General features: G+C 45.0%; 28 protein-coding genes. 12 read left to right on the top strand and 16 right to left on the bottom strand.

Going from position 1 to position 24,557, the window contains the following annotated elements; genetic code table 11:
• Nucleotides 1-2 precede the first annotated feature (2 nt).
• The 7 genes from MJ612_RS07645 (at nucleotide 3) to MJ612_RS07615 (ending at nucleotide 4,920) form a co-directional block, all read left to right on the top strand.
• Nucleotides 3-260, top strand: a complete 258-nt coding sequence (locus tag MJ612_RS07645) for a hypothetical protein (protein ID WP_187032911.1) — start codon at nucleotides 3-5, stop codon at nucleotides 258-260.
• Between the two features lie 120 nt (nucleotides 261-380).
• Nucleotides 381-971: a membrane-associated protein gene (locus MJ612_RS07640; RefSeq protein WP_187032910.1), complete on the top strand. Its 591-nt coding sequence runs from the start codon at nucleotides 381-383 to the stop codon at nucleotides 969-971.
• Nucleotides 972-1,112: 141 nt separating this feature from the next.
• Nucleotides 1,113-1,628, top strand: a complete 516-nt coding sequence (locus tag MJ612_RS07635) for a c-type cytochrome (RefSeq protein ID WP_187032909.1) — start codon at nucleotides 1,113-1,115, stop codon at nucleotides 1,626-1,628.
• Nucleotides 1,629-1,678: 50 nt separating this feature from the next.
• Complete coding sequence (locus MJ612_RS07630) at nucleotides 1,679-2,338, top strand: 3-keto-disaccharide hydrolase (protein WP_222619722.1); 660 nt, start codon at nucleotides 1,679-1,681, stop codon at nucleotides 2,336-2,338.
• A 27-nt stretch (nucleotides 2,339-2,365) separates the two neighbouring features.
• Complete coding sequence (locus MJ612_RS07625) at nucleotides 2,366-3,262, top strand: SMP-30/gluconolactonase/LRE family protein (protein WP_187032908.1); 897 nt, start codon at nucleotides 2,366-2,368, stop codon at nucleotides 3,260-3,262.
• A gap of 98 nt (nucleotides 3,263-3,360) precedes the next feature.
• Nucleotides 3,361-4,404, top strand: a complete 1,044-nt coding sequence (locus MJ612_RS07620) for an NAD(P)-dependent alcohol dehydrogenase (protein WP_187032907.1) — start codon at nucleotides 3,361-3,363, stop codon at nucleotides 4,402-4,404.
• A 15-nt stretch (nucleotides 4,405-4,419) separates the two neighbouring features.
• Nucleotides 4,420-4,920 carry an acyl-CoA thioesterase gene (locus tag MJ612_RS07615; protein WP_250419090.1) on the top strand — a complete coding sequence of 167 codons (501 nt, stop codon included), beginning with the start codon at nucleotides 4,420-4,422 and terminating at the stop codon, nucleotides 4,918-4,920.
• Nucleotides 4,921-5,016: 96 nt separating this feature from the next.
• Here the strand turns inward: MJ612_RS07615 and MJ612_RS07610 are convergent, their stop codons facing one another.
• The gene (locus tag MJ612_RS07610) at nucleotides 5,017-5,640 is read right to left on the bottom strand and encodes a class I SAM-dependent methyltransferase (protein ID WP_187032906.1); all 624 of its coding nucleotides are present in this window, start codon (nucleotides 5,638-5,640) and stop codon (nucleotides 5,017-5,019) included.
• A gap of 120 nt (nucleotides 5,641-5,760) precedes the next feature.
• Here MJ612_RS07610 and hutU point away from each other — a divergent pair, with 120 nt between their 5' ends.
• The 3 genes from hutU (at nucleotide 5,761) to hutG (ending at nucleotide 10,484) form a co-directional block, all read left to right on the top strand.
• On the top strand, nucleotides 5,761-7,473 hold the full coding sequence (gene hutU / locus MJ612_RS07605; protein ID WP_187032905.1) for a urocanate hydratase: 1,713 nt from the start codon (nucleotides 5,761-5,763) through the stop codon (nucleotides 7,471-7,473).
• Between the two features lie 743 nt (nucleotides 7,474-8,216).
• Nucleotides 8,217-9,461: an imidazolonepropionase gene (hutI, locus tag MJ612_RS07600; RefSeq protein ID WP_187032904.1), complete on the top strand. Its 1,245-nt coding sequence runs from the start codon at nucleotides 8,217-8,219 to the stop codon at nucleotides 9,459-9,461.
• A 48-nt stretch (nucleotides 9,462-9,509) separates the two neighbouring features.
• Nucleotides 9,510-10,484: a formimidoylglutamase gene (gene hutG, locus MJ612_RS07595; protein ID WP_187032903.1), complete on the top strand. Its 975-nt coding sequence runs from the start codon at nucleotides 9,510-9,512 to the stop codon at nucleotides 10,482-10,484.
• A 65-nt stretch (nucleotides 10,485-10,549) separates the two neighbouring features.
• Here the strand turns inward: hutG and MJ612_RS07590 are convergent, their stop codons facing one another.
• The 7 genes from MJ612_RS07590 to MJ612_RS07560 form a co-directional block, all read right to left on the bottom strand.
• Entirely contained in the window at nucleotides 10,550-10,957 is a 408-nt protein-coding gene (locus tag MJ612_RS07590; RefSeq protein ID WP_187032902.1) for a T9SS type A sorting domain-containing protein, read from the bottom strand.
• A 170-nt stretch (nucleotides 10,958-11,127) separates the two neighbouring features.
• Entirely contained in the window at nucleotides 11,128-11,994 is an 867-nt protein-coding gene (locus tag MJ612_RS07585) for an SMP-30/gluconolactonase/LRE family protein (RefSeq protein ID WP_187032901.1), read from the bottom strand.
• Between the two features lie 63 nt (nucleotides 11,995-12,057).
• The gene (locus MJ612_RS07580; RefSeq protein WP_187032900.1) at nucleotides 12,058-13,170 is read right to left on the bottom strand and encodes an AMP-binding protein; all 1,113 of its coding nucleotides are present in this window, start codon (nucleotides 13,168-13,170) and stop codon (nucleotides 12,058-12,060) included.
• A gap of 162 nt (nucleotides 13,171-13,332) precedes the next feature.
• Complete coding sequence (locus tag MJ612_RS07575) at nucleotides 13,333-13,788, bottom strand: DoxX family protein (RefSeq protein ID WP_187032899.1); 456 nt, start codon at nucleotides 13,786-13,788, stop codon at nucleotides 13,333-13,335.
• Nucleotides 13,789-14,116: 328 nt separating this feature from the next.
• Complete coding sequence (gene menD / locus MJ612_RS07570) at nucleotides 14,117-15,808, bottom strand: 2-succinyl-5-enolpyruvyl-6-hydroxy-3-cyclohexene-1-carboxylic-acid synthase (protein ID WP_187032898.1); 1,692 nt, start codon at nucleotides 15,806-15,808, stop codon at nucleotides 14,117-14,119.
• Between the two features lie 154 nt (nucleotides 15,809-15,962).
• Entirely contained in the window at nucleotides 15,963-17,141 is a 1,179-nt protein-coding gene (locus tag MJ612_RS07565) for an isochorismate synthase (protein WP_187032897.1), read from the bottom strand.
• Nucleotides 17,142-17,227: 86 nt separating this feature from the next.
• Nucleotides 17,228-17,647 carry a PaaI family thioesterase gene (locus tag MJ612_RS07560; RefSeq protein ID WP_187032896.1) on the bottom strand — a complete coding sequence of 140 codons (420 nt, stop codon included), beginning with the start codon at nucleotides 17,645-17,647 and terminating at the stop codon, nucleotides 17,228-17,230.
• A 59-nt stretch (nucleotides 17,648-17,706) separates the two neighbouring features.
• On the opposite strand from MJ612_RS07560, the gene MJ612_RS07555 reads away from it, so the two are divergent.
• Together MJ612_RS07555 and MJ612_RS07550 are read left to right on the top strand one after the other, a co-directional pair.
• A complete protein-coding gene (locus MJ612_RS07555) occupies nucleotides 17,707-18,372 on the top strand; it encodes a histidine phosphatase family protein (RefSeq protein WP_187032895.1) in 666 nt (221 codons plus the stop codon).
• An 84-nt stretch (nucleotides 18,373-18,456) separates the two neighbouring features.
• Entirely contained in the window at nucleotides 18,457-20,172 is a 1,716-nt protein-coding gene (locus tag MJ612_RS07550; protein WP_187032894.1) for a pyruvate dehydrogenase complex dihydrolipoamide acetyltransferase, read from the top strand.
• A gap of 105 nt (nucleotides 20,173-20,277) precedes the next feature.
• Here MJ612_RS07550 and MJ612_RS07545 read toward each other — a convergent pair whose 3' ends face one another.
• From MJ612_RS07545 to MJ612_RS07510, 8 genes are all read right to left on the bottom strand, one after another.
• A complete protein-coding gene (locus MJ612_RS07545) occupies nucleotides 20,278-20,823 on the bottom strand; it encodes a hypothetical protein (RefSeq protein ID WP_187032893.1) in 546 nt (181 codons plus the stop codon).
• A gap of 181 nt (nucleotides 20,824-21,004) precedes the next feature.
• Nucleotides 21,005-21,547, bottom strand: a complete 543-nt coding sequence (locus tag MJ612_RS07540; RefSeq protein WP_187032892.1) for a DUF922 domain-containing protein — start codon at nucleotides 21,545-21,547, stop codon at nucleotides 21,005-21,007.
• 116 nt (nucleotides 21,548-21,663) lie between these two features.
• A complete protein-coding gene (locus tag MJ612_RS07535) occupies nucleotides 21,664-22,014 on the bottom strand; it encodes an iron chaperone (RefSeq protein ID WP_222619720.1) in 351 nt (116 codons plus the stop codon).
• Between the two features lie 33 nt (nucleotides 22,015-22,047).
• A complete protein-coding gene (locus tag MJ612_RS07530) occupies nucleotides 22,048-22,584 on the bottom strand; it encodes a YfiT family bacillithiol transferase (RefSeq protein ID WP_187032890.1) in 537 nt (178 codons plus the stop codon).
• Between the two features lie 37 nt (nucleotides 22,585-22,621).
• Nucleotides 22,622-22,912, bottom strand: coding sequence for a DUF1272 domain-containing protein (locus MJ612_RS07525; protein WP_187032889.1), 291 nt, complete (start codon nucleotides 22,910-22,912; stop codon nucleotides 22,622-22,624).
• Nucleotides 22,913-22,955: 43 nt separating this feature from the next.
• Nucleotides 22,956-23,327 carry a nuclear transport factor 2 family protein gene (locus MJ612_RS07520; protein ID WP_187032888.1) on the bottom strand — a complete coding sequence of 124 codons (372 nt, stop codon included), beginning with the start codon at nucleotides 23,325-23,327 and terminating at the stop codon, nucleotides 22,956-22,958.
• Nucleotides 23,328-23,434: 107 nt separating this feature from the next.
• On the bottom strand, nucleotides 23,435-24,037 hold the full coding sequence (locus MJ612_RS07515) for a DUF7010 family protein (protein WP_222619718.1): 603 nt from the start codon (nucleotides 24,035-24,037) through the stop codon (nucleotides 23,435-23,437).
• Nucleotides 24,038-24,164: 127 nt separating this feature from the next.
• Entirely contained in the window at nucleotides 24,165-24,476 is a 312-nt protein-coding gene (locus MJ612_RS07510) for a hypothetical protein (protein WP_250419089.1), read from the bottom strand.
• Between the last annotated feature and the right edge of the window lie 81 nt (nucleotides 24,477-24,557).

The raw sequence follows: 24,557 nt of genomic DNA, 5'->3' as shown, positions 1-24,557 counted from the left end.
GCATGCTGGAATATTCGATGTTTGAAAGGCTCCCGTTCAGGAGCCAGGCCGAAGCGATAGCAAAAGACGGTACTATACTTGCCCAGCGCCAATACAACAAGTGGCTGGTTACACTGTATGAATTCAATAATACATTTGTTGAGTTGTGGAGTGGCGATAATGTACAGGTTTTCAGCACATTTAAAAAGTCTGCAAATGCCTCTGCCATTTTTGATCCTTACCTCGATCAAGTTGATGTTCAGGACTTAAGCATATCATAAAGCTAAGTTTTAATAAGCAAGAATGCCTTGTTATAAGTAGTTATAGCAGGGCATTTTTCTTTATTTACGGTTTGGAAGGGTTGCACGTATAAAATATAAATCCGAAGTATAAACCGCATCATGAACAACACTATTCCCCTCTGGCTGCCGGTAATTTATACTTTGTTTCTGCTTGTACTGGTACCGGTTTACTGGAAGCATTATGGTCCCGCTAATTTCCTTTGGTTTTCGGATGTAGCTTTATTTTCGGTGGGAGTAGCGCTCTGGACGGGTAACCGGCTGCTGCTAAGTATGATGGCGGTAGGTGTGCTGGGACTTGAGATAATATGGAACATCGACTACTTCGGAAGGCTGCTGACCGGAAGGCAACTGCTGGGGCTAAGTGAGTACATGTTCCGGCAGGACCTGAGCCTGTTTCTGCGCGGGCTGTCGCTTTTCCATGTTTTTCTACCAAGTATCGTTATCTGGCTGCTTTGGGAGTGGGGATATGATACAAAAGCTATTTACTACCAAACGGGGCTGGCATGGCTTATACTTCTGACAACTTACCTATTTTCAGACCCTAAAGAAAACATTAACTGGGTATTTGGTATAGGCAACAAACCACAACATACTATAACACCCAATCTATACTTTATACTTGTTCTGATTTTCTTCCCCGTAGTTGTTTTTCTGCCCTCTCATTTAATGCTGAACTGGATTTTTAACTAAGATGCCAAAGCATGAAATGTATAGTTTAAGGAGATATAACTGGCGCCGTAACTGCAACTGCACCATTCTGAATGAGCAACATAAAACACCCACCCACTACATCCGTAAACCCTGTAATACATTAAGACATACAGGAAAACTATGAAAAAGGCGATTCTTTTACTTGCCTGCGGCTCACTGCTGGTAGCCTGCGAAAACAAGAAAACAGAGTATGATGAGTACTATGAACAGGGCTATAAGGACTCCGTAGCCACCATCACTCCCGAAAGGCCAACAAATACACAAACCAGAGTAGGCTCAGATGCTGCCGTTAACGATTTAACAGATTCTGTTGCTGCACCGGCCGCCACTACAACTACTGCTACAGCCTCTGCTGCCTCTGCCGAAGGCAAAAAAACCTATGAACTCGGCGCCTCGCTTATCTCCAAATCTGATTGCCTTACCTGCCACAAAGATGACCAGAAAGTTGTTGGACCAGCCTACACCGAAGTTGCCGATAAGTATGAGTTTAACGACAAAAATGTAGACTACCTGGCGCAAAAAATCATAAAAGGCGGCGCAGGTGTTTGGGGACAGATACCAATGCCTCCACACCCTGACCTGAAACCAGAAGATGCCAAAGAGATGGCCCGTTACGTGTTGTCGCTTAAAAAGTAAAATTATAAACCAGGTAGGCCTTTATTACCTGAATCCTGATCCGGAAAATTTTGAAGAAAGATAAGAATAACTCAGTTACTGCTGAGGCAGGCTGGGTGGTGCTTTTTGATGGCGAAACCACCAATGGATGGCATAGCTATGGAAAGCAAACCGCAGCCGGCGCCTGGAAAGTTGAAAACGGCACCTTATACTTAGCTGCTGCATCCAAAGCATACGACGAAGACAGCGGGGACCTGGTGTCGGATGCTGTTTTTGAGGAGTTTCACCTGAAACTGGAGTGGAAAGTGGCACCCGGCGGTAATAGCGGTATTCTGATTCATGTGCAGGACGAGCCGGAAAAGTATAAGCGTACCTGGATGACAGGACCAGAAATGCAATTGCTGGATAACGAGCGGCACCCTGATGCCAGAATTCCGAAACGCAAGGCCGGCGACCTCTATGATATAGTAGCAGGCAACCCGGACAATGCAAACCCTGCTGGCACCTGGAATGAGGCCGAGATCATATGCAAAAATAACCAACTAAAATTTTATCAGAATGGTGAAATGATACTTACAACTACCCTTTGGGACGATCACTGGCGACAACTGATAGCCAACAGCAAGTTTAAAGATTATCCATACTTTGGCACTTTCCGATCCGGGCATATTGTACTGCAGGACCACCGCGACGAAGTATGGTTTAGAAATATCAAGGTCAGGAAACTATAAAGTATATACTTTAACTATAAACCGCGCATGAGCATAACACAGCAATTAACTGAAGCCAAACTTATACTTAACGCGAAAGCTATAGTAGGAGAAGGAGCGTTATGGCACCCACGCGAGCAGGTGCTTTACTGGGTTGATATTGAAGGAAGAAAGCTGCACATTTTCGACCCGAAAACTGAGCAGGATAAAGTGTTCACTGTAAAAGAAAGGATTGGTACGGTAGTACCTCTTGAAGAGGATGGTGTGCTAGTAGCGCTCCAGAACGGGATACATAAACTGGATACTGAAACAGGAAAGCTCACTTTTATACTTAATCCCATAAACGAAAACGACATCCGGTTTAACGATGGAAAGTGCGATGCTGCCGGCAGATTTTGGGTGGGCACAATGGCTTTAGATACCCGTAAAGGCGCAGCAGTGCTCTACAGGATAGGTACTGATAAAAGTATAAACCTGGTGTTGGATGATTTGACTATTTCGAATGGCATTGTCTGGTCAGCTGATAATAAAAAGATGTATTTCATTGATACCCCAACCCATCAGGTGCGGGCTTTTGATTATAACCTTGAAACCGGAGAAATCAGTAACAGCAGCGTAGTAATAGAAATTCCTGATTCTGAAGGATCACCGGACGGCATGGCCATTGATGCGGATGGAAATTTGTGGGTCGCATTGCATAAAGGAGGAGCTGTCGGGTGCTGGAATCCTGAAACAGGAAAAATGTTGCGTAAGATCACGGTTCCTGCCCCGCAAACTACTTCCTGTGCCTTTGGCGGAAAAGACCTGGATATACTCTATATTACTTCGGGAACAGAGGGGCTGTCGGAAGAACAACTGCAGCAATATCCTGACAGCGGCGGTTTATTTGCCGTAAAGCCCGGAGTCAGGGGAGTGCCCGCTAATTTCTGTAAAACAAAGCAGTAATACCCATAAGCGGATGGCATTACGGCAATATGTAACAGCTATACTTAACAAAATACACGTTATACTGTTCTTATAACCTTTAACAATAACTATAAACTATGAGTCAAGCTAAAGCTTATGCTGCTTTCGATGCGGAAAGCCCGTTAGGACCCTGGAGCCTGGAGCGCCGCGAAGTAGGGGAGCACGATGTACAGATTGAAATTAAATATTGCGGCGTTTGTCACTCAGACCTGCACCAGGTACGGAACGAGTGGGGTGGCTCTATGTACCCGCTGGTGCCAGGCCATGAAATTGTGGGCGTGGTAACCAAAGTAGGCAGCAAAGTAAAAAAGTTTAAAGAAGGCGATCTTGCCGGAGTTGGCTGTTTTGTTGATTCGTGCCGGGAGTGCTATAGCTGCAAAGAGGGCTTGGAGCAATACTGCGAAGTACATAACGTAGGTACTTACAACAGCTACGAGCGTGATAACAAAACTATTACCTATGGTGGCTATTCTTCGCAGGTAGTAGTGGATGAGAACTATACGTTGAAAGTGCCGAAGAACCTGGACCTGGCCCGAACAGCACCGTTGCTTTGCGCCGGTATCACTACTTATTCGCCCATTATGCAGTGGAATATTGGCAAGGGTCACAGGGTAGGTATAGTTGGCCTAGGCGGACTGGGGCATATGGCTGTTAAAATTGCTGCTGCCAAAGGTTCCGATGTTACCGTGCTGAGTACTTCGCCTACTAAAGAGCAGGATGCAAGAGACTTAGGTGCCCATAATTTTGCTGTTACCAAAGACCCTGAAACCCTAAAAGAGCTTCGTAACTCATTCGACTTTATTATCGACACCGTATCAGCGCCGCACGACTATAATTTATACTTGTCGATGCTGAAACGTGATGGAACTATGATATTGCTGGGTGCGCCGCCGGAACCATCTGCCGTAGCAGGTTTCAGTTTAATTGCGCGCCGTAAACGCCTGGCTGGTTCGATGATCGGCGGTATCCCGGAAACGCAGGAAATGTTGGATTTCTGTGCTGAGCACAACATCATGTCCGATATCGAACTGATCCCGATTTCAGAGATAAATAACGCCTACGAGCGCATGTTGCGCAGCGATGTGAAGTACAGATTTGTGATTGACATGGCCAGTTTGTAAGAACTATAACTTATATTGAGAACGGCTTCTGCTGCTAAAGCGGGAGCCGTTTTATTTGATCATTTTCCAACTATAACCAACATGAGTCATACCTATAAAGGGAAAGTAATGTGGGCGCACTTAGATGCCAATATGCACATGCGCCACTCTGCCTATGCCGATTTTGCTGCACAAGCCCGTATTGAAGTATTAGATGAAATGGGACTGAATATGAAAACTTTTCAGAAGCTGCACATCGGGCCTATACTTTTCAGGGAAGAAACTACTTACCTGCGCGAAGTGGGTGTAAACGAAACTATAACTGTTACCACGGAGCTGGTAAAAAGCAAAAAAGACGCTTCCCGCTGGACCATCCGCCACGAGTTGTTTAAAGAAGACGGCGTAAAGGCTGCAATTATAGTAGTTGAAGGTGCCTGGATTGATGTACTGAAACGTAAACTGGCTACACTACCCGAAGAACTCGCAGAACATTTTGTACACATGCGCCGCAGCGCTGATTTTGTAGAGATGGAGTAATTAAATTTGTGAATTATAGTTTATTGCATGGCGCAAGCGTAGTCACTCGCGCCATGTTAATTTAAACTAACTGGATAAGGAGGGGAAGTTCGATATTTATACTTTCCGCAGCACCCACGTTGTCATACTTCGGTCTTGCTCTACCACAGTAGTTTTCAGCGGGTCTAACCGCATAAAGCCAAGTTGTTTTTCTAATTTAACCAACATGGCTTCATCAGCTAAAAACCAAACTGGCCCATGGGCCATCTGGTAGAATCTTCCTTCCATTTGCTGTAATTTTCCTTCCAGGCCAATCGTGGTGCTTAACCTGCTAAACAACAGGCCACCCGGTTTTAATACACGCCATAGTTCGGTAATTATACTGCTGAAATGTGCTTCGCTGCGGGCAAAATGAAGAACGGCGCTACAGATTACCACATCAAATTCAGTATCAGCAAAAGGTAAATTCTCCAGGTCGGCAACTATAAAATTACGGGCAGGCAAGGTGGGAGCCAGTTCTTTTGCCAGTTGATTTACCTGTTCGATAGCTGTTTCCGATACATCAGCACCGTATACTTTTACACCTGCCTGCATCAAGTACTGTATGTTGCGACCATTGCCACATCCGGCATCCAGCAGTTTCATGCCTTTCTGTATTCTTCCTTTCAGGAGTTGATCGAACAAGTAAATATCTATATCGCCAAATTGAGCTTTCAGGGATGTAATGGGAATGTGAAACATGGTATTTATAATTTTGACAGAGACAACAGAAAAGTATACAGCCGAAATTAAGCACGATTTTCCTATCCTTTTTGCTTTATTTTTAAGAATATTGAAAGACAATCTATGATCTGATCAACTATGAATACTGCACCAGAAACAGCAACAATACAACGCTCAGGCCTTTCGGTGAGCGAGTTTATCCAGAAATATGCTAACCATCCAACGTACATTCCGCCAACAGGTCCCGAACTGAATGCCAAAAACTGGCAGTGTGAAGCAGCGCTTCGTATGTTCCTGAACAACCTGACCGACGAAGTAGCCGAAGACCCTAGCCGTTTAGTAGTTTACGGTGGCATTGGCCAGGCAGCGCGCACGGTGGCTGATGCACAGAAGATAATCGAAGTGTTGCTGAACCTGGAAGAAAACGAAAGTTTGCTGGTGCAGTCGGGTAAGCCAGTTGGTAAAGTGAGAACGCATGCCGAAGCGCCCCGCGTACTCATTGCCAATTCTAACCTGGTGCCGCATTGGGCAACCTGGGAGCACTTTAACGAGTTGCGCGAGCGTGGCCTGATGATGTATGGCCAGATGACAGCCGGTAGCTGGATCTACATTGGTACACAGGGAATTTTACAGGGAACTTACGAGACTTTTGCAGCTTGCGGAAGAATCCATTTTAACGATGATTTGCGCCACAAGCTACTGGTAACAGGCGGACTTGGCGGTATGGGTGGTGCGCAGCCACTGGCAGCAACTATAGCCGGTGCTACTTTTTTAGGCGTTGATGTTGATCCGGAGCGCATCAAAAAGCGCTTGGAAACCCGCTACATCGACAAAATGACTTACGACTACGAAGAAGCGAAGCGCTGGGCCCTGGAAGCCAAAGAAAAAGGCGAAGCAATCTCTATAGGTTTAGTAGGTGATATCGGCGATGTGCTGGAAAAGTTAATACAAGATAATATCACCCCCGAAATCCTTACCGACCAGACTTCTGCCCATGACCCAATCAATGGGTATGTGCCGAATGGCCTGACGTTGGAAGAAGCCAAAGCCTTGCGCGAAAGTGATCCTCAGGAGTATAAAGCCCGATCTCTGAAAAGTATGGCTCGCCACGTAGGATTTATGCTGGAGTTACAGAAACGTGGCAGCCGCACCTTCGATTATGGCAATAACTTGCGCGAATTTGCACAGCAGGGTGGTGAGAAAGATGCCTTTAACATACCGGGTTTTGTTCCGGAATACATGCGACCACTGTTCTGCGAAGGCAAAGGTCCTTTCCGCTGGGCTGCCCTTTCCGGCGATCCTGAAGATATCCGCGTAACGGATGCAGCGCTGAAAGAACTTTTCCCGGAGAATACGCACATGATCAAGTGGCTGGACGAGGCCGAAGAGAAAGTTGCTTTCCAGGGGCTGCCGTGCCGCATTTGCTGGCTGGGTATGGGCGAGCGCGAAAAAGCCGGCCTGATGTTCAACCAACTGGTGCGTGATGGCAAAGTAAAAGCACCTATTGTGATCGGCCGTGACCACCTGGACTGTGGCTCTGTAGCGTCACCGTACCGCGAAACTGAAGGTATGCTGGATGGCTCTGATGCGGTGTCTGACTGGCCATTACTTAACCTCATGTCGAACACGGCAGGTGGGGCAACCTGGGTTTCTTTCCACCACGGTGGTGGGGTAGGTATAGGCTATTCTCAACATGCGGGTATGGTAATCTTGGCAGATGGTACCGAGCGTGCCGACCGTTGCTTGAGCCGCGTGCTGCATAACGACCCGGCTATGGGTATTTTCCGCCACGCCGATGCCGGTTATGAAACTGCCCAAGCTAATGCAGAGAAATTTGGTTTGAAACTATAAACTAAGATTTTTAAAATCTAGGATGATGAGAAGAAGCTGGTGCATCAGGATAAATTATACTCTTGCACCAGCTTCTTCATTTAAGGGTTCGATTAGAAAAGATGCTGCAGTTTGTGAGAGTTTTATAGTTCCTGTTGTAACACCCCTGTGACCTACAGTCGCAAGCTTCGAACTCCCGTTCTCACTTGTCCTCAAGGGAACAGTTCTGTAACTGCTATAATCAAAGCTATAGTTACAAACCAAGAGCAGGACAGGTTTACCTGTCCCTACGGAAATACATTGTTGAAAAGGCGATGCAACTGGAGCATCTCTAATTCACTAAAATTTAGCTATCGAATTGATTTCAGTCTTTGGGTGGAGCGCCTTTGATTTGTTGCGGTGCCGAAGGCAACACGAGCACAGCGAGGGTAGCTTCAAATCAGCAGCGCGATGCCCAATGACGGGGCCTCCCGGCCGTGAGGGAGCCAAGCAAGCTATGACAACTATAGGGAAGTAAAGCTCCCAGGATGAAGAGCAACTATGAAAGGACAGCTTGGTTCATGTAACTATAGACCCTAACTATAAGACATATAAGATCCCTCGGCTTTGCTCTGGATGACAGTAGAGTATAAGACAACAGTAGTACATACAAAATACCTTTATTTCCTTCTGAATGACATAACACATACTTTAGGACAATAAAAACAACAACAATTCCGATCTTTCAAGTATAAATAACAAAGAAGAACTTTTACCCCTGAACTATGAATCAACATCAAAACTATATTTTAATCGGCCCCTTCACACAAATCCTGCCCATGGGAGAACTTCCTGAAACGGGACCCATAGCCGATGAAAAACTGGAAGTGCTGGAAGACGGAGGAGTTATAGTTTGTGAAGGTAAAATTAAGCTGGTAGGGAAGTATAGCGTTCTGCTGAAAGTAGCACAGGAAGAAAACTATAAACTTGAAAAGATCAGTGAGCCGATGGTGCTGCTGCCTGGCCTGATCGACGCCCATACTCACATTTGTTTTGCAGGCTCTAGAGCCAACGATTATGCTATGCGTGTTGCCGGTAAAACCTACCTGGAGATAGCCAGAAGTGGTGGGGGCATTTTAGATAGCGTACGCAAAACACGTGAAGCGTCGGAAATAGAGCTGGTTGAACTGCTGAAAAAACGCTGTGACAGACATCTGGCAGAAGGTGTAACAACTTGTGAAGTAAAAAGTGGTTATGGTCTTACGGTAGATGATGAGCTGAAAATGCTTCATGTGATAAACCTGGTAAATAAGCACCATGCCCTTGACCTGGTGCCAACCTGCCTTGCGGCGCACATGCGTCCACCAGAATTTACAGACTCCAGGGTTTATCTGCAGTGTTTGCTAGATGAACTGCTGCCTCAGGTAAAGGAGCAGGGCTTGGCAGATAGGATAGATATTTTTATTGAAGATACTGCTTTTAACGAAGAGAATTCCCTGGAGTACTTATTGGCGGTTAAAGAGAAAGGTTTCGAGATCACGGTTCATGCAGATCAGTTTAGTACCGGTGGTAGCCGTATTGCAGCAGAAGTAGGGGCCGTAAGTGCCGATCACCTGGAAGCGAGTGGCGAAGAAGAGTTTGCTTTGCTTAGAAATGCTGGTGTGGTTGCTACCGTTTTACCTGGGGCGTCGTTGGGGTTAGGCATGCATTATGCCCCAGCCCGTAAAATGCTGGATAATGGTCTTTGCCTGGCTATTGCCACCGACTGGAATCCTGGTTCAGCACCTATGGGAGATCTGCTCGTACAGGCTGCTTTGATTGGCGCAGCAGAAAAATTAACTATAGCCGAAACACTTGCAGCCATTACCACCCGCGCAGCACGTGCTCTTAATCTTTCGGATCGTGGATGCATCGTAAAAGGACAAAAAGCAGATATGATAGCCTTCCCGACAGATAACTATAAAGAGATTCTTTACTTTCAGGGGAAACTCAAACCAACAAAAGTCTGGAAGCGGGGAGAGCAGGTTTAAGGTATAATTTACGATTAAAAGATTTCAGCTATTCAACCATAAGAAGCTATGTATAAACCAACTGCAGCCGGTACCTGGAGAGGCAGAGTAGATGCACACGACGGCGAAGAAGGAAAACGCTGGCACCAGGGTATAAAATTACTGAACCTGACAGACGAAACTGAACCGGCAGATGCTACACAGGCCATTGCTTTTTTAGGGTTCTGCTGCGATGAAGGCGTGCGCCGCAACCAGGGCAGGGAAGGGGCTGTGGAGGGGCCGGCAGCGTTACGACAGGCTATGGCATCGTTTGCATGGCACCTGGATGATAATATAGCCCTGCTAGATGCCGGTGATGTATATTGTACCAACCAGAACCTGGAGGAGGCACAAAAGCAACTTGGCAAAAAAGTACATGCATTACTATCAAACACCTACAAAACCATTATACTTGGTGGCGGGCACGAAACAGCCTATGGTCACTTTTTAGGTATAAAACAGGCATTACCGGAAGGGCAGCAATTAGGTATCATTAATTTTGATGCCCATTTCGACCTTCGGAGTTATGAAAAGCAGTCCAGCTCGGGTACTCCGTTTTTGCAGATCGCAGATGAACTTGCCGCGGCAAGTATAGATTTTAATTACCTGTGCCTGGGTATACAACAAGCTGGTAATACACAAAAGCTTTTTAGTACTGCAGAAGCTTATGGCGTAGATTATGTTTTTGCACCAGCTTTGCAGGTATTTAATTTCCAGGCGTTACGGGAGCGGTTACAGGAGTTTATAGCACTGGTAGATGTAGTTTATGTGAGTATTGATATGGATGTGTTTGCAGCAGCCTATGCGCCGGGAGTCAGTGCGCCAACAGCATTAGGCGTGCAACCCGAAATTGTGTTGCTGGCATTGCAGGAGATCATTAACAGCGGCAAATTACTTACACTGGATATAGTGGAGCTCAACCCAAAACTGGATATTGATAACCGGACCGCGAAATTGGGTGCCTCGTTGCTCTATCATGTGGTACAGCAGTGGAGCCAGGTATAAGCAAAAAACAGCGGCCTTACATTTTTCTGTAAGGCCGCTGTTTTTTTGATCAACTGTAGATTTACTTAATTTCCGATCTTGAATTTGGTCCAGTAGGTGGTATCAGATGTTTTTACTTCTACCAGGTATGTATCTGGTTTTAATTTGCCCACATTGTAGCTCCAGGCCTGCTGTTTTTTAGCTATACTTACCGGTTTCTCAAAAACTTTCTGGCCTTTTGTATTTGTAATGGCAAGTACGGCATCCTCTTTCAGTTGCTGTTCAAAATCAAGTTTAAAGGTCCCTTTGGGTGCTGGCGTCAGGAAGAGGCCGGATAAGGTTTCGGAATCGTTGGTGCAGGCAGTATGTGGTTCATGTTCTTTTTCGGTGGCGGTCGGGGTTTTATCCTGAGCCTGTGCTTTGGCAGGCAATACCTGCATCATAAACGGAACTGCTGCAACTATAGCCCATGCATAGGTTTGTTTCATCTTCATAAATAGCTCACAGTTAAATTAAGTGTATAGCATCCGCTACTGCATTTTTGAGGCCAGTTTTATAGTTAGCTCAAATTTTATTTTTAGTTAACTACAACATATAGTTGCCTGTAAAAATAAAGGGCACCCTGACCTAAAGCCGGCTGCCCTTCATCATGAAAATAGACTCTCTAAAAAGTAACGGAATAAGCTACCACTCTATTGTCCCGGAAGGTAGGAATATATAGTAGTTGTGTCTGCTCGGAGTAATGAATGTCTGCAGAATTGATGTCTTTACCTTTAGTATCCAGTACTTTCCATTTTTTGCCTTCCTGGTTAACATAGTATACTTCGCCATCCCAGCTCGATACGAAATAACCATCCGTACCTGCTTTTGTCAGGCCATCTGCATTATTTATCTTGTTTGCCAGGTCTGTAAATTCTTTAGAGTCCAGGTCTAAAAAGCGAATTTCGCCGCTGCTGGTAAAAGCTACCACCAGGCGGTTGCCATCAAAGTAAATTCCGTTGGGGTTTTCACGCTTTGTTTTATCAAGCCAGGTGCTGATGCGCCCGTTTCGCATCTGGTAAATTCTTTTTTCCTCTTTGTCCGTGATATAGATGTTGCCTTCATTGTCTATGGTTATATCATTCAGACCTTCTGCTTTTTCAGCTTTGTAACGACCAAGTATAGCACCCGTTTCTGCAGCTATAGTTACCACTTCATCTACATCAGCTACATACAGCACATTGTTGTGCAAGGCCATACCTTTCGGGTTGTTGAGGCCTGTTACCCAAAAAAGTTCTTCTATTTTGCCCTCAGCGTTAAGTTTAGAGATGAAGCCGTCTCCATCTTTGCGCTCCTGGTTCTGGTTAATGTTGGAAACGTAGAGCACGTTCCTGTCCGGGTCGTGAAGTACAGATTCGGGAGTTCGTAATGTATTGTCTGTTGCCCAGACCTGCTTTAGCTCTACTGGCCCTCTAGGCGTGAAAACAGATCCACAACCGTATAAAGCTGCCAGTATGAGCAACATAAAAGTATAACGAAGTATAAACCGCATGATGATGACTGTTGATAGTACTCGCTATTACGCTTTAGCGGGCCAACTGTTTAACGGCAGCTTCTAGTGTACTTCCAGGCCCAGTTTGCGAAGTGTTCGTTGTTTTGATACTTTACCAGTTGCGGTTTCAGAAAAGGCAGGGCAGTAATAATATCTTTTGGGCCGTTCAAACTTTTTAAGCAGCGGTTTAATGCGACTTTTCAGATCTTTTTCTTCGGCTTCGGTAAAGGGCTCTGTTTCTAAAACTAAAATAACATGCTCGCCCAATAGCTCATCCGGCTGAGATGCTATAAAAAAACGCGGCATAGGATCCAGGTCTGCCAAGGCTTCGGCGACAGCAACTTCCACTACCTCGCTCTGCACTTTTACACCACCCGAGTTTATGGTATTGTCTACACGGCCTATCCAACGGAAACGGGTAGGAGTGAGCAACTCCACCAGGTCGTTGGTAACTATAAGCTCGTTGTTGGTCACATCGCCCTGTATGGTCAGGCAGCCACGGTTATCGAGGCCGAGTCTTATATTTTCCAGTGCATTGTAATATTCAGCTGCATTAGGGCCATTTAGCAGGCGGAGGGCTATATGAGATGCTGTTTCGGTCATGCCGTATGTATGGTATACAGGTACGGCTAACTGCTGCAGTTCACGTTGCAGTGTAAAGTTTACAGGTGCCCCACCAATAAGTATACCTTTCATCTGGTTAAGCTGCGGTATATTTTCAGGTGTATCCTGTATGATTTTCTGCAACTGCATCGGTACAAAGGAGGCAAAATCGAATTTTATACCTTCTGGCACCAGCTTTAAAGGATTGCTGATGGGCTCAACTATGATCATCTGTAGCTCTGCCAGAAAACCACGCGCAAGCATCATCATGCCGGCAATGTATTCGGTATTCAGGCAAACAAGGGTGGTATCGCCAAGGCGCAGGTCTAGTATTTTTATAGTTTTGCGGGCGCTTGCCTCGAGTTGCTGTCGTGTAAGTTGTATGGTTTTGGGCGTACCTGTTGAGCCGGAGGTCTGTATCGGAAATTCCTGAACACCATTCAGCCAGTTGCGGCAAAATTCGAGCGTATTTGCTTCGTAGCCGTTCAGTTCAATGCTGTTCCGGAACGAGTATTCCGCAATCTCGTCGTAATAGAATTTTTTGCCATTCAGCAACAGGTATCTTTCAGCCATCTTTGCAATTATCAGTAATCCGTTAACAGTAATACAGCTTAACTGTTAAACATGAAGTAACTTTTACGCTGTACTGCAAAAATGGCGAAAAGAGATGTATAAAATATACTCAAGAATAACGAATTGTTACTCTTTTTCTGATAACTGTTACTTGCTAACTGATTAATAGAGCCAGTCGCGTTTTGGTTTACGGATCAGGCGGTCTACGGAGAAACGTCCGGAGCCGAAAACAAGGAACGCGATCAAAAGTAGTAACACAATAATAGATGACCACAATTCGGTATTTTCAGAATAAAAGCCACGTTCCGGGTTTATGAAAAATACGGCACCTAATAAGATCGGTATCTGGAACAAGATAGCAACCCGTGTGATCAGGCCAATAGCAATAAAGAAGCCACCAACCAAATGGGCAAACGCAACATAATGCGCTAAACCAATTGAAACCCATGGAAACTGGCTCTTTTGCAGAATACTAAATAAGGCATCAGTGTTCTGCACAAACATAAAGCCTTTTATCATCAGAAATATACCCAAACCCATTCTCAGGAAATCGAGCCAGATTGGATGATGGGTGTCGGCCCAGTGCTCGACACGGTGCATATCGTGTGTTAAGTTCATGGCTAAAGTATTTGGTTAAACAAATTGATTTATAATTGTTTAAACGATTTTGTGTAATTTTTGGACAGGTTTGAAAGAGTTATAGTTAGGATGAGTGCTTAGCTTTTTCTCAGCAATATTCCCCATACTGTACCTCTAAACTAAAGCTCGTGATTTGCAATAGAAGAAGTGTCCCCTTGAGGACAAGTGAGAACGGGAGTTCGAAACTTGCGACCGCAGGTCACAGGGGTGTTGGATAGTAACTATAAAACTAAAACTCCAACTATAGCAGTAGTACAAAACTCCCCGCCTTAGACAAGGAGGGACAAAGGGGGGCTGGAAAACCCAACTAAAGCGCCTGCAACAATGCCTGCTTATAGTTGGCAAAGGAGGTGGCATTGGCTTTACTGTCAGTAAAGATCTCTAAAATACCAGCTCCGGCATCAGCAGCAAAAAAAGCAGGTAAAGCATTTTCCAACTCTTCCAGAGATCTGCACGAAGTATAGTTCATTCCAAAATCACGGGCAGTATTTTCGGCATCCAAAGCTTGTCTGGTCTCAAAGAATTCTTCCAGTTCAGGTTGCTGTTTTGGTCCATCAATTAACCTGAAAATACCTCCTGCATGATTGTTCAGGATAACGATGCGCAGGTTTGAATGCAGGTAATTGTGCCACAAGCCATTGCGGTCGTAAAAGAAGGCCATATCACCAGTAAGGAGCGTGGTAATAGCAGGGCTGGTAAGTGCACAGCCTACAGTAGTACTGTTACTACCATCAATACCACTGGTGCCCCGGTTGGCATAAATTTCCAGGTCTTTATCCGCATCTATACCTATAATATTGGCATAGCGCACGGCCATACTGTTAGCTAAGTGCAGGTTACTTTGAGCTGGTAAGCTTCGGAATAACCGGGCAACAACAGCCAGCTCACTCAAGTCAGCTCCCGAAGTATAGTCTTTTAAAAAAGCACTTGCTTTTTTCTCAATTTCAGCCCAGTCTGAGCTATAGGTAGAATCAGAAGCAGTCTGTACACTTTCGAAAAATGCCTCTGGTGTGCAGCGGATTATGCGGGTAAGTGACTGGTAGGTATCTGCCACCTGGCCGGCTGGTTGTATGTGCCAATGTGCTTTTGGCTTATACTTGCGTAGGTATAATTTCAGCGCTTTTGAGATTACCGATTTACCGAAAGTAATCAGCAAATCAGGCTGCAGTTTCTCCAGTTTCTCAGTATCAGGGCAGGCAAGTATGGCATCCTGATGGCGTACAGTTTCAGGTAATTGGTGCAGGTTAGCGATTAGGTCGCCAACTATAACAGCCCCACTTTGCTTAACAAATTGTTGTAAAACAGGCTGTAGCGCTAGCGTATGGTTCTGCTGGCCGGCAACTATAAGTACACATTTATAGCTGCTGATCTCTTGTTTTAGTTGCTGCACCTGTGCAGTGCTTAGACTATAGTTTGCAGGTTCTTCTTCAATGATCTTGACATCAGCATCAAAAGCAATCTCTTCGCCGGGAGCAGGGTAGAAGGGTTCGCGTAACGGGATGTTGATATGTACCGGTCCGGGAGGGTAAGCTATAGTTTCGTTCAGCGCTTCGGAAACCATGCGCTCGCTGTGCCACACGCTGTCAGGGTGCGAGAAATCTACCGGGAAAGTATAGCTTTGTTTGATATGCTGGCCATACACGTTCTGCTGACGTATGGTTTGCCCATCCAGTTGGTCAATCCATTCGGGTGGGCGGTCGGCGGTAAGTATAAGTAACGGCACCTGCTGAAAGAATGCTTCAGCCACAGCTGGCGCATAGTTAAGTGCAGCAGTACCAGATGTGCAAATCAGTACAGTTGGTTTTCCAGTTGTTAAAGCCATGCCCAGGGCTATAAAAGCAGCGGCGCGCTCATCACTCACTGTTTTTACTTTCAGCTTCGGGTGGCGGGCAAACGCAATGGTAAGCGGGGCACAGCGAGACCCCGGCGATAACACTACATTTTCCACTCCCTTGCGGGCACAAATCTCGGCTATATTAACAACTGGCTGTAGTATCATTTTGTGGATTTGAAAATTTGGAGATTTGAAGATGTGAAAATTTATTTCTTCAGCTCTACGGACTAATAGTTTTGATAAAGATAGAAATTTGAAATTATTGGAAATTTGCAACTATAGGTTCATCTTCAAACTTTCAAATCTCAGCATCTTCAAATTAATTAAAATCCGAAAGGATTTTACCCATCGTCTGCATTTTGTGCTGGGTCTCCTGCCATTCTTTTTCGGCATCTGATTCGGCTGTAATACCGGCGCCGGCGTAAAGAATGACCTGGTCTTTTAACAACTGCATGCAGCGCAGGTTTACGTATAGATGGGTGCCGGCAGAGCTATTTACCGGACCAAGGTAGCCACTGTAATAACTTCTGTTATAACCTTCGTGAGCAAGTATAAAATTAAGTGCGGGCTCTTTTGGCAAACCACAGACCGCTGACGTAGGGTGGAGTAGTTGCAGCATATCCGTACCTAATGTCGGGAAATCCACTTCTTTCATGTCCACGCTGAAATCAGTACGCAGGTGCATCAGGTTACCGGCAACTATAGTACGGGGGCCAACTTCGGAGTACTCGCGCAGGCGCAGTCTTTTAAAACAGCTCAGAATATAACGTTCCACCATGCCCTGCTCTTCAATCTCTTTTTGCCGCCAGATGGCATTGCCAACTGATTCTCCATCTATAGCAGGTTGTGTTCCGGCTAAAGCTACTGTTCTGAAGATCTGCTGCTGATCTATACTTACCAATATCTCCGGCGAAGCACCCAGCCAGGTACCTACTCCGGGAACCGAAACCAATGATACAAAAGCTTTTGGATAGGCATCCAGCATGGCATTAAATGCTGTAACTAAATCAAAACTGGCAGGCAGTTTGCGGGAAGCGGTACGCGATAACACCACTTTCTCCATTGCACCCTTGTTTATACTTCGCACTGCTTCTGTTACAGCGTATTTAAAACCTGATTCAGTCTGTTCAGCGTGTTGCTGTACCTCGTTCAGGTGCCAATTATAATTTTGAGATATAGCTAAAACATCTGAAAATTCCTGTTGCTGAGATCTGTCAACATCACGAGAATACTGCAATCGGCCGGTTTCAGAAGTATAAGTTAAATCTGCCTTTATAAAAACAGTAGGCTGCTCTTCGCCAGGTATAAACGGACTGAAAAGGAAACCGGGAGAACTGTTTTCCAGATTGGGCTGACCGTTAATGTAGTTCTGCTGTAACGATACACAGAGCTGCACCTGCTGCTCAAGCGGTAAGCGCCATACAGCCACCGCCTTTTGCTGTGCGATGGCTGCATAAAATATGTTCTCTAAAGTATAAATAGGGGTATCTGCACCCATTAATTCAGTTATCAGTTAACAGTTATCAATCATCAGTAAAAACTAAAGCAGATAACCGGATAAATTATAAGATTATTAAAACAAACTTACTTTCTGTCAATAACGGCTACTGTCATACGGCTGATGCACACCAGGTCGCCGGCTTCGTTTGTAATTTTAGTTTCCCATACCTGCGTGCTGCGGCCATTGTGCAAAACGGTTGCCTTGCCAAACACCCAGCCTTCTTTCACGCCCCGTATATGGTTTGCATTGATCTCCAAACCCACGCAAGCTTTCTTAGATAAATCAACCTGCAGGGCAGCGCCTATACTTGCCAGTGTTTCGGCCAGCACCACCGATGCACCGCCATGCAGCAGGCCCATGGGCTGGTGCGTACGGAAATCGACTGGCATTTTGCCAGCTAAATAGCCTTCGCCAACTTCGGTTACTTCAATGCCCAGGTGCTCTACCATGGTATTTTTATTCCACTCCTTTACGCGCTCTAACGTATTTATATTTTTATCCATGGGCTGCGATGGCTATTTTCGCGTTTTACAAGGTCCTAAAAAGCAAAAGTAGAAGAATTTTGAGTATTAAGAAAGTATACCTTATCCGCCACGGGCAAACCGATTACAACGTGCAGGGCATAGTGCAGGGCAGTGGAGTAGATGCACATCTGAACGATGAAGGCCGCAGGCAGGCAAACCTGTTCTTCGATCACTATAAACACATTCCTTTTGATAAGGTTTATACTTCCACATTACAGCGTAGCATACAATCGGTCCAGGGCTTTTTAGAACTTGGCTTACCCCACGAAACCCACGCCGGGTTGAACGAGATAAACTGGGGAACCCGCGAAGGTACCCGCATTACACCCGAAGAAGATGCCTACTACCACAACCTGCTGCAAACCTGGTGCAATGGCGAAACAGGTGTTTGTATAGAAGGTGGCGAGAGCCCTGAACTGGTAGCGGCCCGACAGGTAACTGTGATCGAAACTATACTTAGCCGGCCTGAAGAAGAAACTATACTTATCTGTATGCACGGGCGCGCCATGCGTATTTTGTTATGCCAGTTGCTGCACTACCCCCTTCGTTGTATGGACCAGTTCGAACACCAGAACCTGTGCCTGTACCAGCTCGATTATACCGGTAATATGTTCACGGTAAAACGGTATTGCGATCTGCAACATTTGCATGTTACAAAATTACCTGACCTGGCTGCACATAATCCTCACGAACAAATTAGGTAGTATAGTTTGAATAAAATATTTTTAAATCTAATTTTGGGCGGATTATAAGGAGCCCTGACCGGGCGATAAAACAATACGAGATATATGGCTGAAGTGATAAGAATGCCAAAGATGAGTGACACAATGACCGAAGGGGTTATTGCATCTTGGCTAGTAAATGTAGGGGATAAGGTGAGTTCCGGCGACGTGCTGGCAGAAGTGGAAACCGACAAGGCTACCATGGAACTGGAGTCGTATAACGATGGCACACTGCTTTACATTGGCCCTAAAAAAGGCGAAGCTGTACCTATTGATGCTGTTATAGCTATTATTGGTAAAGAAGGCGAAGATATTTCTGCATTGCTGAACGAGGCAGGCGGAAGTGCTAAGCCAGCCGAAGCTCCTAAAACTGAAGAGAAAAAAGAAGAAGTAAAACCTGCCCCTGCCAAAGCAGAAGCTCCTGCCGCTAAAACAGCTGTTGATACCAGCAACATTAAAGCATCTGTTATCAGAATGCCGAAGATGAGCGATACCATGACAGAAGGCGTGTTGGTTAGCTGGCTGAAAAAAGTTGGCGATAAAGTAAAATCAGGTGATATTCTGGCAGAAGTGGAAACCGATAAGGCTACCATGGAGCTTGAATCTTACGAAGATGGTACTCTACTATACACTGGCGTTAATGCCGGCGATTCAGTAGCTGTAGATGCAGTTATTGCGATCATAGGTGAAGAAGGTGCTGACTATAAAGCTTTGTTAGAGGGTGGTGCATCTGATAACAAGGGTACTGCTGATACACAGGAGCGCCAGGAAAATGCGCAGACTGATGCAGCTATTGCGGCAAGTACTGGTGCTGTAACGTCTGGTAAGGTAGAGGAAACCAAGGTCCCTGCTACAGGTGCAGCTGTTACAAGTGCTCCAGCCGAAACAAACGGTCGTATCAAAGCATCTCCACTGGCTAAGAAACTGGCTAAAGAGAAAGGCATAAACCTGACGCAGGTTAAAGGAACCGGCGAAGGTGGCCGTATCGTACTTCGCGATATCGAAAGCTTTACACCAGGTGCTGTTGCGCCTCAACCGGCGGCTGCTCCTCAGGTTGCTGCTCCACAGGCTGCTCCTGCAGCTATACCTGGTGCGCCAGGCGAGGCTTACGAAGAAGTTGCCGTATCGCAGATGCGTAAGGTAATTGCACGCCGTCTGGCCGAAAGCAAGTTTACTGCTCCACACTTCTACCTGACCATGGAAATTGACATGGACAAGGCAATTGAAGCGCGTGCAAGTATAAATGAAGTATCTCCGGTTAAAGTATCGTTTAACGACTTAGTAATTAAAGCGGCAGCTGCGGCATTACGTCAGCACCCTGCAGTTAACTCGTCGTGGTTAGGCGATAAGATCCGTTATAACAAGCACATTAATATTGGTGTAGCTGTAGCAGTAGAAGAAGGCCTGTTGGTACCGGTTGTGCGCAACGCCGACTATAAGTCGCTGTCAACTATAGCTGCTGAGGTTAAAGACCTGGGTGGCAGAGCAAAGAGCAAAAAATTACAGCCATCAGACTGGGAAGGTAACACGTTTACCATCTCTAACCTGGGCATGTTTGGCATCGAAGAATTTACAGCTATCATCAACCCGCCGGATGCCTGCATCATGGCAGTTGGTGGAATCAAGCAGACGCCTGTAGTGCGTAACGGTAACATCCAGATCGGTAATGTTATGAAAGTTACGTTGTCTTGTGACCACCGCGTTGTGGATGGAGCCGTAGGTTCAGCCTTCCTGCAAACGTTTAAGAACCTGCTGGAGAACCCGGTAAGAATACTGGTATAACTGCAGTAAAGTATAAAGTATAAAAAAGCCTCTCCGTAAACGGAGAGGCTTTTTTGTTTTACAGGTAAAAATTATACTTGTGAGGCTGCCAAACTGCAGAAGACCTTACTGTACAACCCCTCTGCTTCTGTTAAATTCTTCAAGCTCTTGTTGTAGTGCCATCTCTTTATCTCTTCGTCTTTTTCGGATAGCACTAATATTTGAGTAGGCTGATATTCCGCCGAATAGGAACAACCCCAAACCGAGGTATAACGAGAGATTTGATGTGCTTTCTTCATGGAGTGAAGCCAGTTGCTTTTTCGCATCAGCAGAATTTATACTTGGGTCCTCGGCCAGGTACTGTATAGGTATAACAGGTATGGTAGGCGGTTCTGTTGGGTTATAAAGGCCTGTATATTTCTGACCATTAGCTTCAAAGAAGTAGGTTGTTTCGTAGGTTTTGATGGGTGCACCCATAATTTTGATCGTTCTCTCTGTGTAAACAGAATCAAGCAGGGCAACTGCCTCAGTAGGGGAAGCAACAAGTTTTTCGTAGGCAGCTATATCTTCCTCCAGATGTTGCTTTTTCTCATCACTAAAGTAGTCGGTTGTAAAGCTGTAACCACCCATTAATAGCAGGGCTGCAATAAATAGTTTATAATAGTTTCTCATAAATAAAGGTTAGGTTCAAGTAAGAGATTGCTGCTACAGTTTGGAGCTGAAGCACATACAATAAAAATATAAAATGTATTATATTTTAGCAATGCTGTAATTGAGCATCATGTAAAAATAAAGCAGCCTTTCCGTTACCAGAAAGGCTGCTTTTTAGTTTGAAGTATAAGTGATGTATTGCTTAAGCCGGTGCGTGAAGAATGCGAATGGCTTTCTCAATCTTATTGGCCCATTTCTTTTGCTTGGCATAGTTGTTACCGCCATGGGTTTCGCGGTCGTAACGGTCCTGGAATGTACGCATCTCAGCCAGGTGGTTTTTCAGGATCTTTTCTACTTCGGCCTGGTCTTTCGAGGTTTTGCTGTCGAGGCTGTTTAATTTAATCTCCAGGGTCTCGGCATACAGGTGAGCAATATCGAAGTGCAACTGCTCGTGTTTAAGAGAGTAATCATCTCTGTAGGCAGGCCTTACCCACGATTCATCTTTAAAGGCAACAGCATACGCATCGTAAGTTACTCTGCCCGACCAGAAACTGGTTTCTCTTACATTTAAAAATATACTTACCGTAATCTCAGCGCCTTTATGTATGTCGGTTGGTTTAGGTCTTCCCTTAAAATCCTGCCAGGTTAATTTTTTGCCGGGCTCATAAGCCAGCGTATTATACTTCTGCGCAAAGCCACTCCACGACAATACCAAACCAAAAAATAACAGAATAAGCCTTTTCATTTTATAGTTTTATTTATGCTTACAGGTAGTAAGCATAAAGCGAGCCAATTGTTTCAAAAGTTTACCGTACGTACCAGAACACACGTTTTATACTTTAAATTACAGCCAATATCCTGTTATAGTTTTGTTAGTTTATACGTTACAATTTTAGCAATTAGGTCTAATGGCAATGGCTTATTGTGAGGGAAATGAAGCGTATCTTTTGTGCGCTTCCCTCTATAGGGAGCTATTTCTGCTTCCAGTGCCTCCATGCCGTACATAGGGTATAATCCGATGTGCTGCTTATAACCAGCAAACCAAACTTTTTTCCCGTTGGCTTTAAACCCGGGGATGCCGTAGCTGAATATCTCTTCTGCCTCAGGCACAGCAGCTTTTATAGTTTCCCTTAACTGCGTCAGGCGTTTGCTGATGTCTTCCGGGAAGTTAGCACTATAAGCTTCAAATGTGGTAGGTTTCTGTATATTCATCTGGTGCATCAAAAGTTATACAGTTAAGTAGTATCAGGTCCAGCCTTTTCTTTCTTTCAGCGATGTGATGTGTGCCAGGTGATGGTCGCAGTGCCAGGCATATAAGCCTATACTTTCATCCAGGGTAAAGGCCTTGTTGTGTTCAGGGTGTGTAAAAGTGCGGTTTAAATCTGTTTCCGACAGCCCCTTTAGGAGTGCAATCCAGCGTGCATGTAAACCATCCAGTATATGGAGTGCCGGTTCTATGGGCATTGTTTTAGTGTCCGGAAGTTCTGCCCAAAGGTCTTCGTGGTAAGGTTTTATAGTTGGATTATCTTCGGTCAGAGCCAGTTTATGCCTGATCAAGGCATTCATGTGGCTATCGGCGCAATGGTTTACAACTTGCCGTACAGTCCAGCCTTCGGGGCGGTAGGGGGTATCCAGTTGCTGCTCATTCAGGTGCTGTACTTCCTTGTGCAGTTTACCCGGAAAATCAGAAATTACAGCAATAAAACCGGCAAGCATTTCACCTGAGATCTGCTCGGGCTTCTGAAAACGGCCCACCGGGTATTTAAGGTTTTCAATTTCCATAGTTTAGGTTCTGTAATCTTAGTTTTAGAAAGTAATGCTACCTGTCAGAGGGTTCAATGTGTTTGTTTTTATCACGTAAAACAGCGAAACTTTTAAGGTTTACAGTTTTAAGCAACTTCTCGGTTTCAGCAGGGTACTTCTTTAGCAATACTCCTGGACGGACCGGACGCTTTTCGAGGCCGCCACCACAATTAGGGCAAACGTTATGCAGTACATTATTTACGCAATCAGCGCAGAACGTACACTCAAACGTGCAGATCATAGCTTCTGTGCTGTCGGGTGGTAAGTCTTTGCCGCAGTTCTCGCAAATGGGCCTTATTTCTAACATAGAGTTGTAGGTAAGGGGTTAATAAGATTTATGAAAACCTGCGTTATGTTAACTTAAAGCAACTACCTCCGATTACTTTTAACCCGTCACTAAACTGTTTCCAGATCCTGAGATAGCGAAACTGCCCCTCAATGGGGTTGCCCAGCATTGTTCCCTTTGTATCATAAACAACTATAACAATGGCGGTATCATCAACAATTTTCACTTCTTCAATAGTTGGCAAGAGTTGTTCCACCAACATTTCACCTGCCCGGTGAGAATCCAGGTCCATTTGTTTCGTAATCACCTGTCCGTTGGGTGCTATAAATAGCAGATCATCATATAGAATACTATCCAAAAACTTAATGTCACTTGATTTTATTGCCTCAATAAGTTTGGCTTCTATACTTAAAACCTCTTCTCTGCTAATTTTCATGTGTAGGTGATTGTTATCTTTTTAGGAATAACGCACCAGTGTATAGTGTGGGCGTAACCTATACAATGCATTTTGTTGGTGGCTGTTGCCTTGCAGCCCAATTACCTTTATAATGGCGATCTTCTTCTGCTAATCGCTACGAGCATGACAAGACCGAACAAGATTTCCATAGCTGCACCCACTAAAAGTGTAGCATGGGAAGGTGCATGCATGTTAAACAACAGGTAGGCTGCTGCACCCAATCCGATGCCTAATGCCCAGTAAAGCCTGGAACCGTAGAGCGTTACAAAATGCAAATACCTGCCCCCGATGATGAGGAGCATGCCTTGGAAAAACCATTCTACTTTTTGAAAAGACAGCCCATATGCCAGCGGTAGGCACATGATCATAAATACAGTTCCCTCCATGGCAAGCTTGCCCAAGGGATTACTACGCGCGTGTGCACCAGCAGCTCCCAAAACTTTATTGAGCAGCATGCTTACAGGATGTATAAAAATGCCTCCAACAAGTAAGGACCAAACTGCTTTGTCTGGCGACACATACATGGCTACAAATGCTGAAATAAGCCAAACCATACCGGATACTACCACACCAGGGTAACCATTCAGGTAGGCCTCCCGCATATCCTGTTGGGCATTTTTTAGGTGCTGTAAATCTTCTACAGAGCCTTTTGTAGCTTGATTAGCGTCTACCAGCGTCATTTTGTTCATCCAATTTAGTTTTATGAGAATTCCGAGTAAGTTTTTATTCTTTTGGTTTGCTATACTTGCTGCCAACGACTGGGCTTTGGGGTGGCGTAGCTGCCGTATAGCTGTGGTTACTTGCTTTAATTTTATTTTATTTTATTTGCCGATTTTCTAAAATCCACCCGTCTCTATAATGGTATGGGACTTTATTCTTTCCAAAATAAAAGCTGACATTTTTGAATCTTATATTTTCTAAATCCTTTTTTTGTTCTTCTTCTGGAATCCAGCTGTCAATTGCAACAAAAGGAAACTCAATTTTAGCTGGATAGAACATGTACTGCTCATCCAAAATTGGGTCATAAGTGTTAAAAGTTCTTTTATAGTCTTCAGTTAGTCCGCGAAGAAAATCGAATGAGAGTGAGAACGTGTTCCCTTCTATTCCAATACTATCTAATTTTGCCATTTTCTCCATTAACAATTATTCTATCAATCCGTGTGTTGTTTGGCTTGAGGAAATAAATTGGGACCTTTTTGTAGTCAACAT

Origin of the sequence: Pontibacter deserti (assembly GCF_023630255.1) — a bacterium.
Taxonomy (GTDB): domain Bacteria; phylum Bacteroidota; class Bacteroidia; order Cytophagales; family Hymenobacteraceae; genus Pontibacter; species Pontibacter deserti.
Note: the sequence above shows the minus strand (reverse complement) of the source record. Positions and strands in the feature narration are given on the sequence as shown.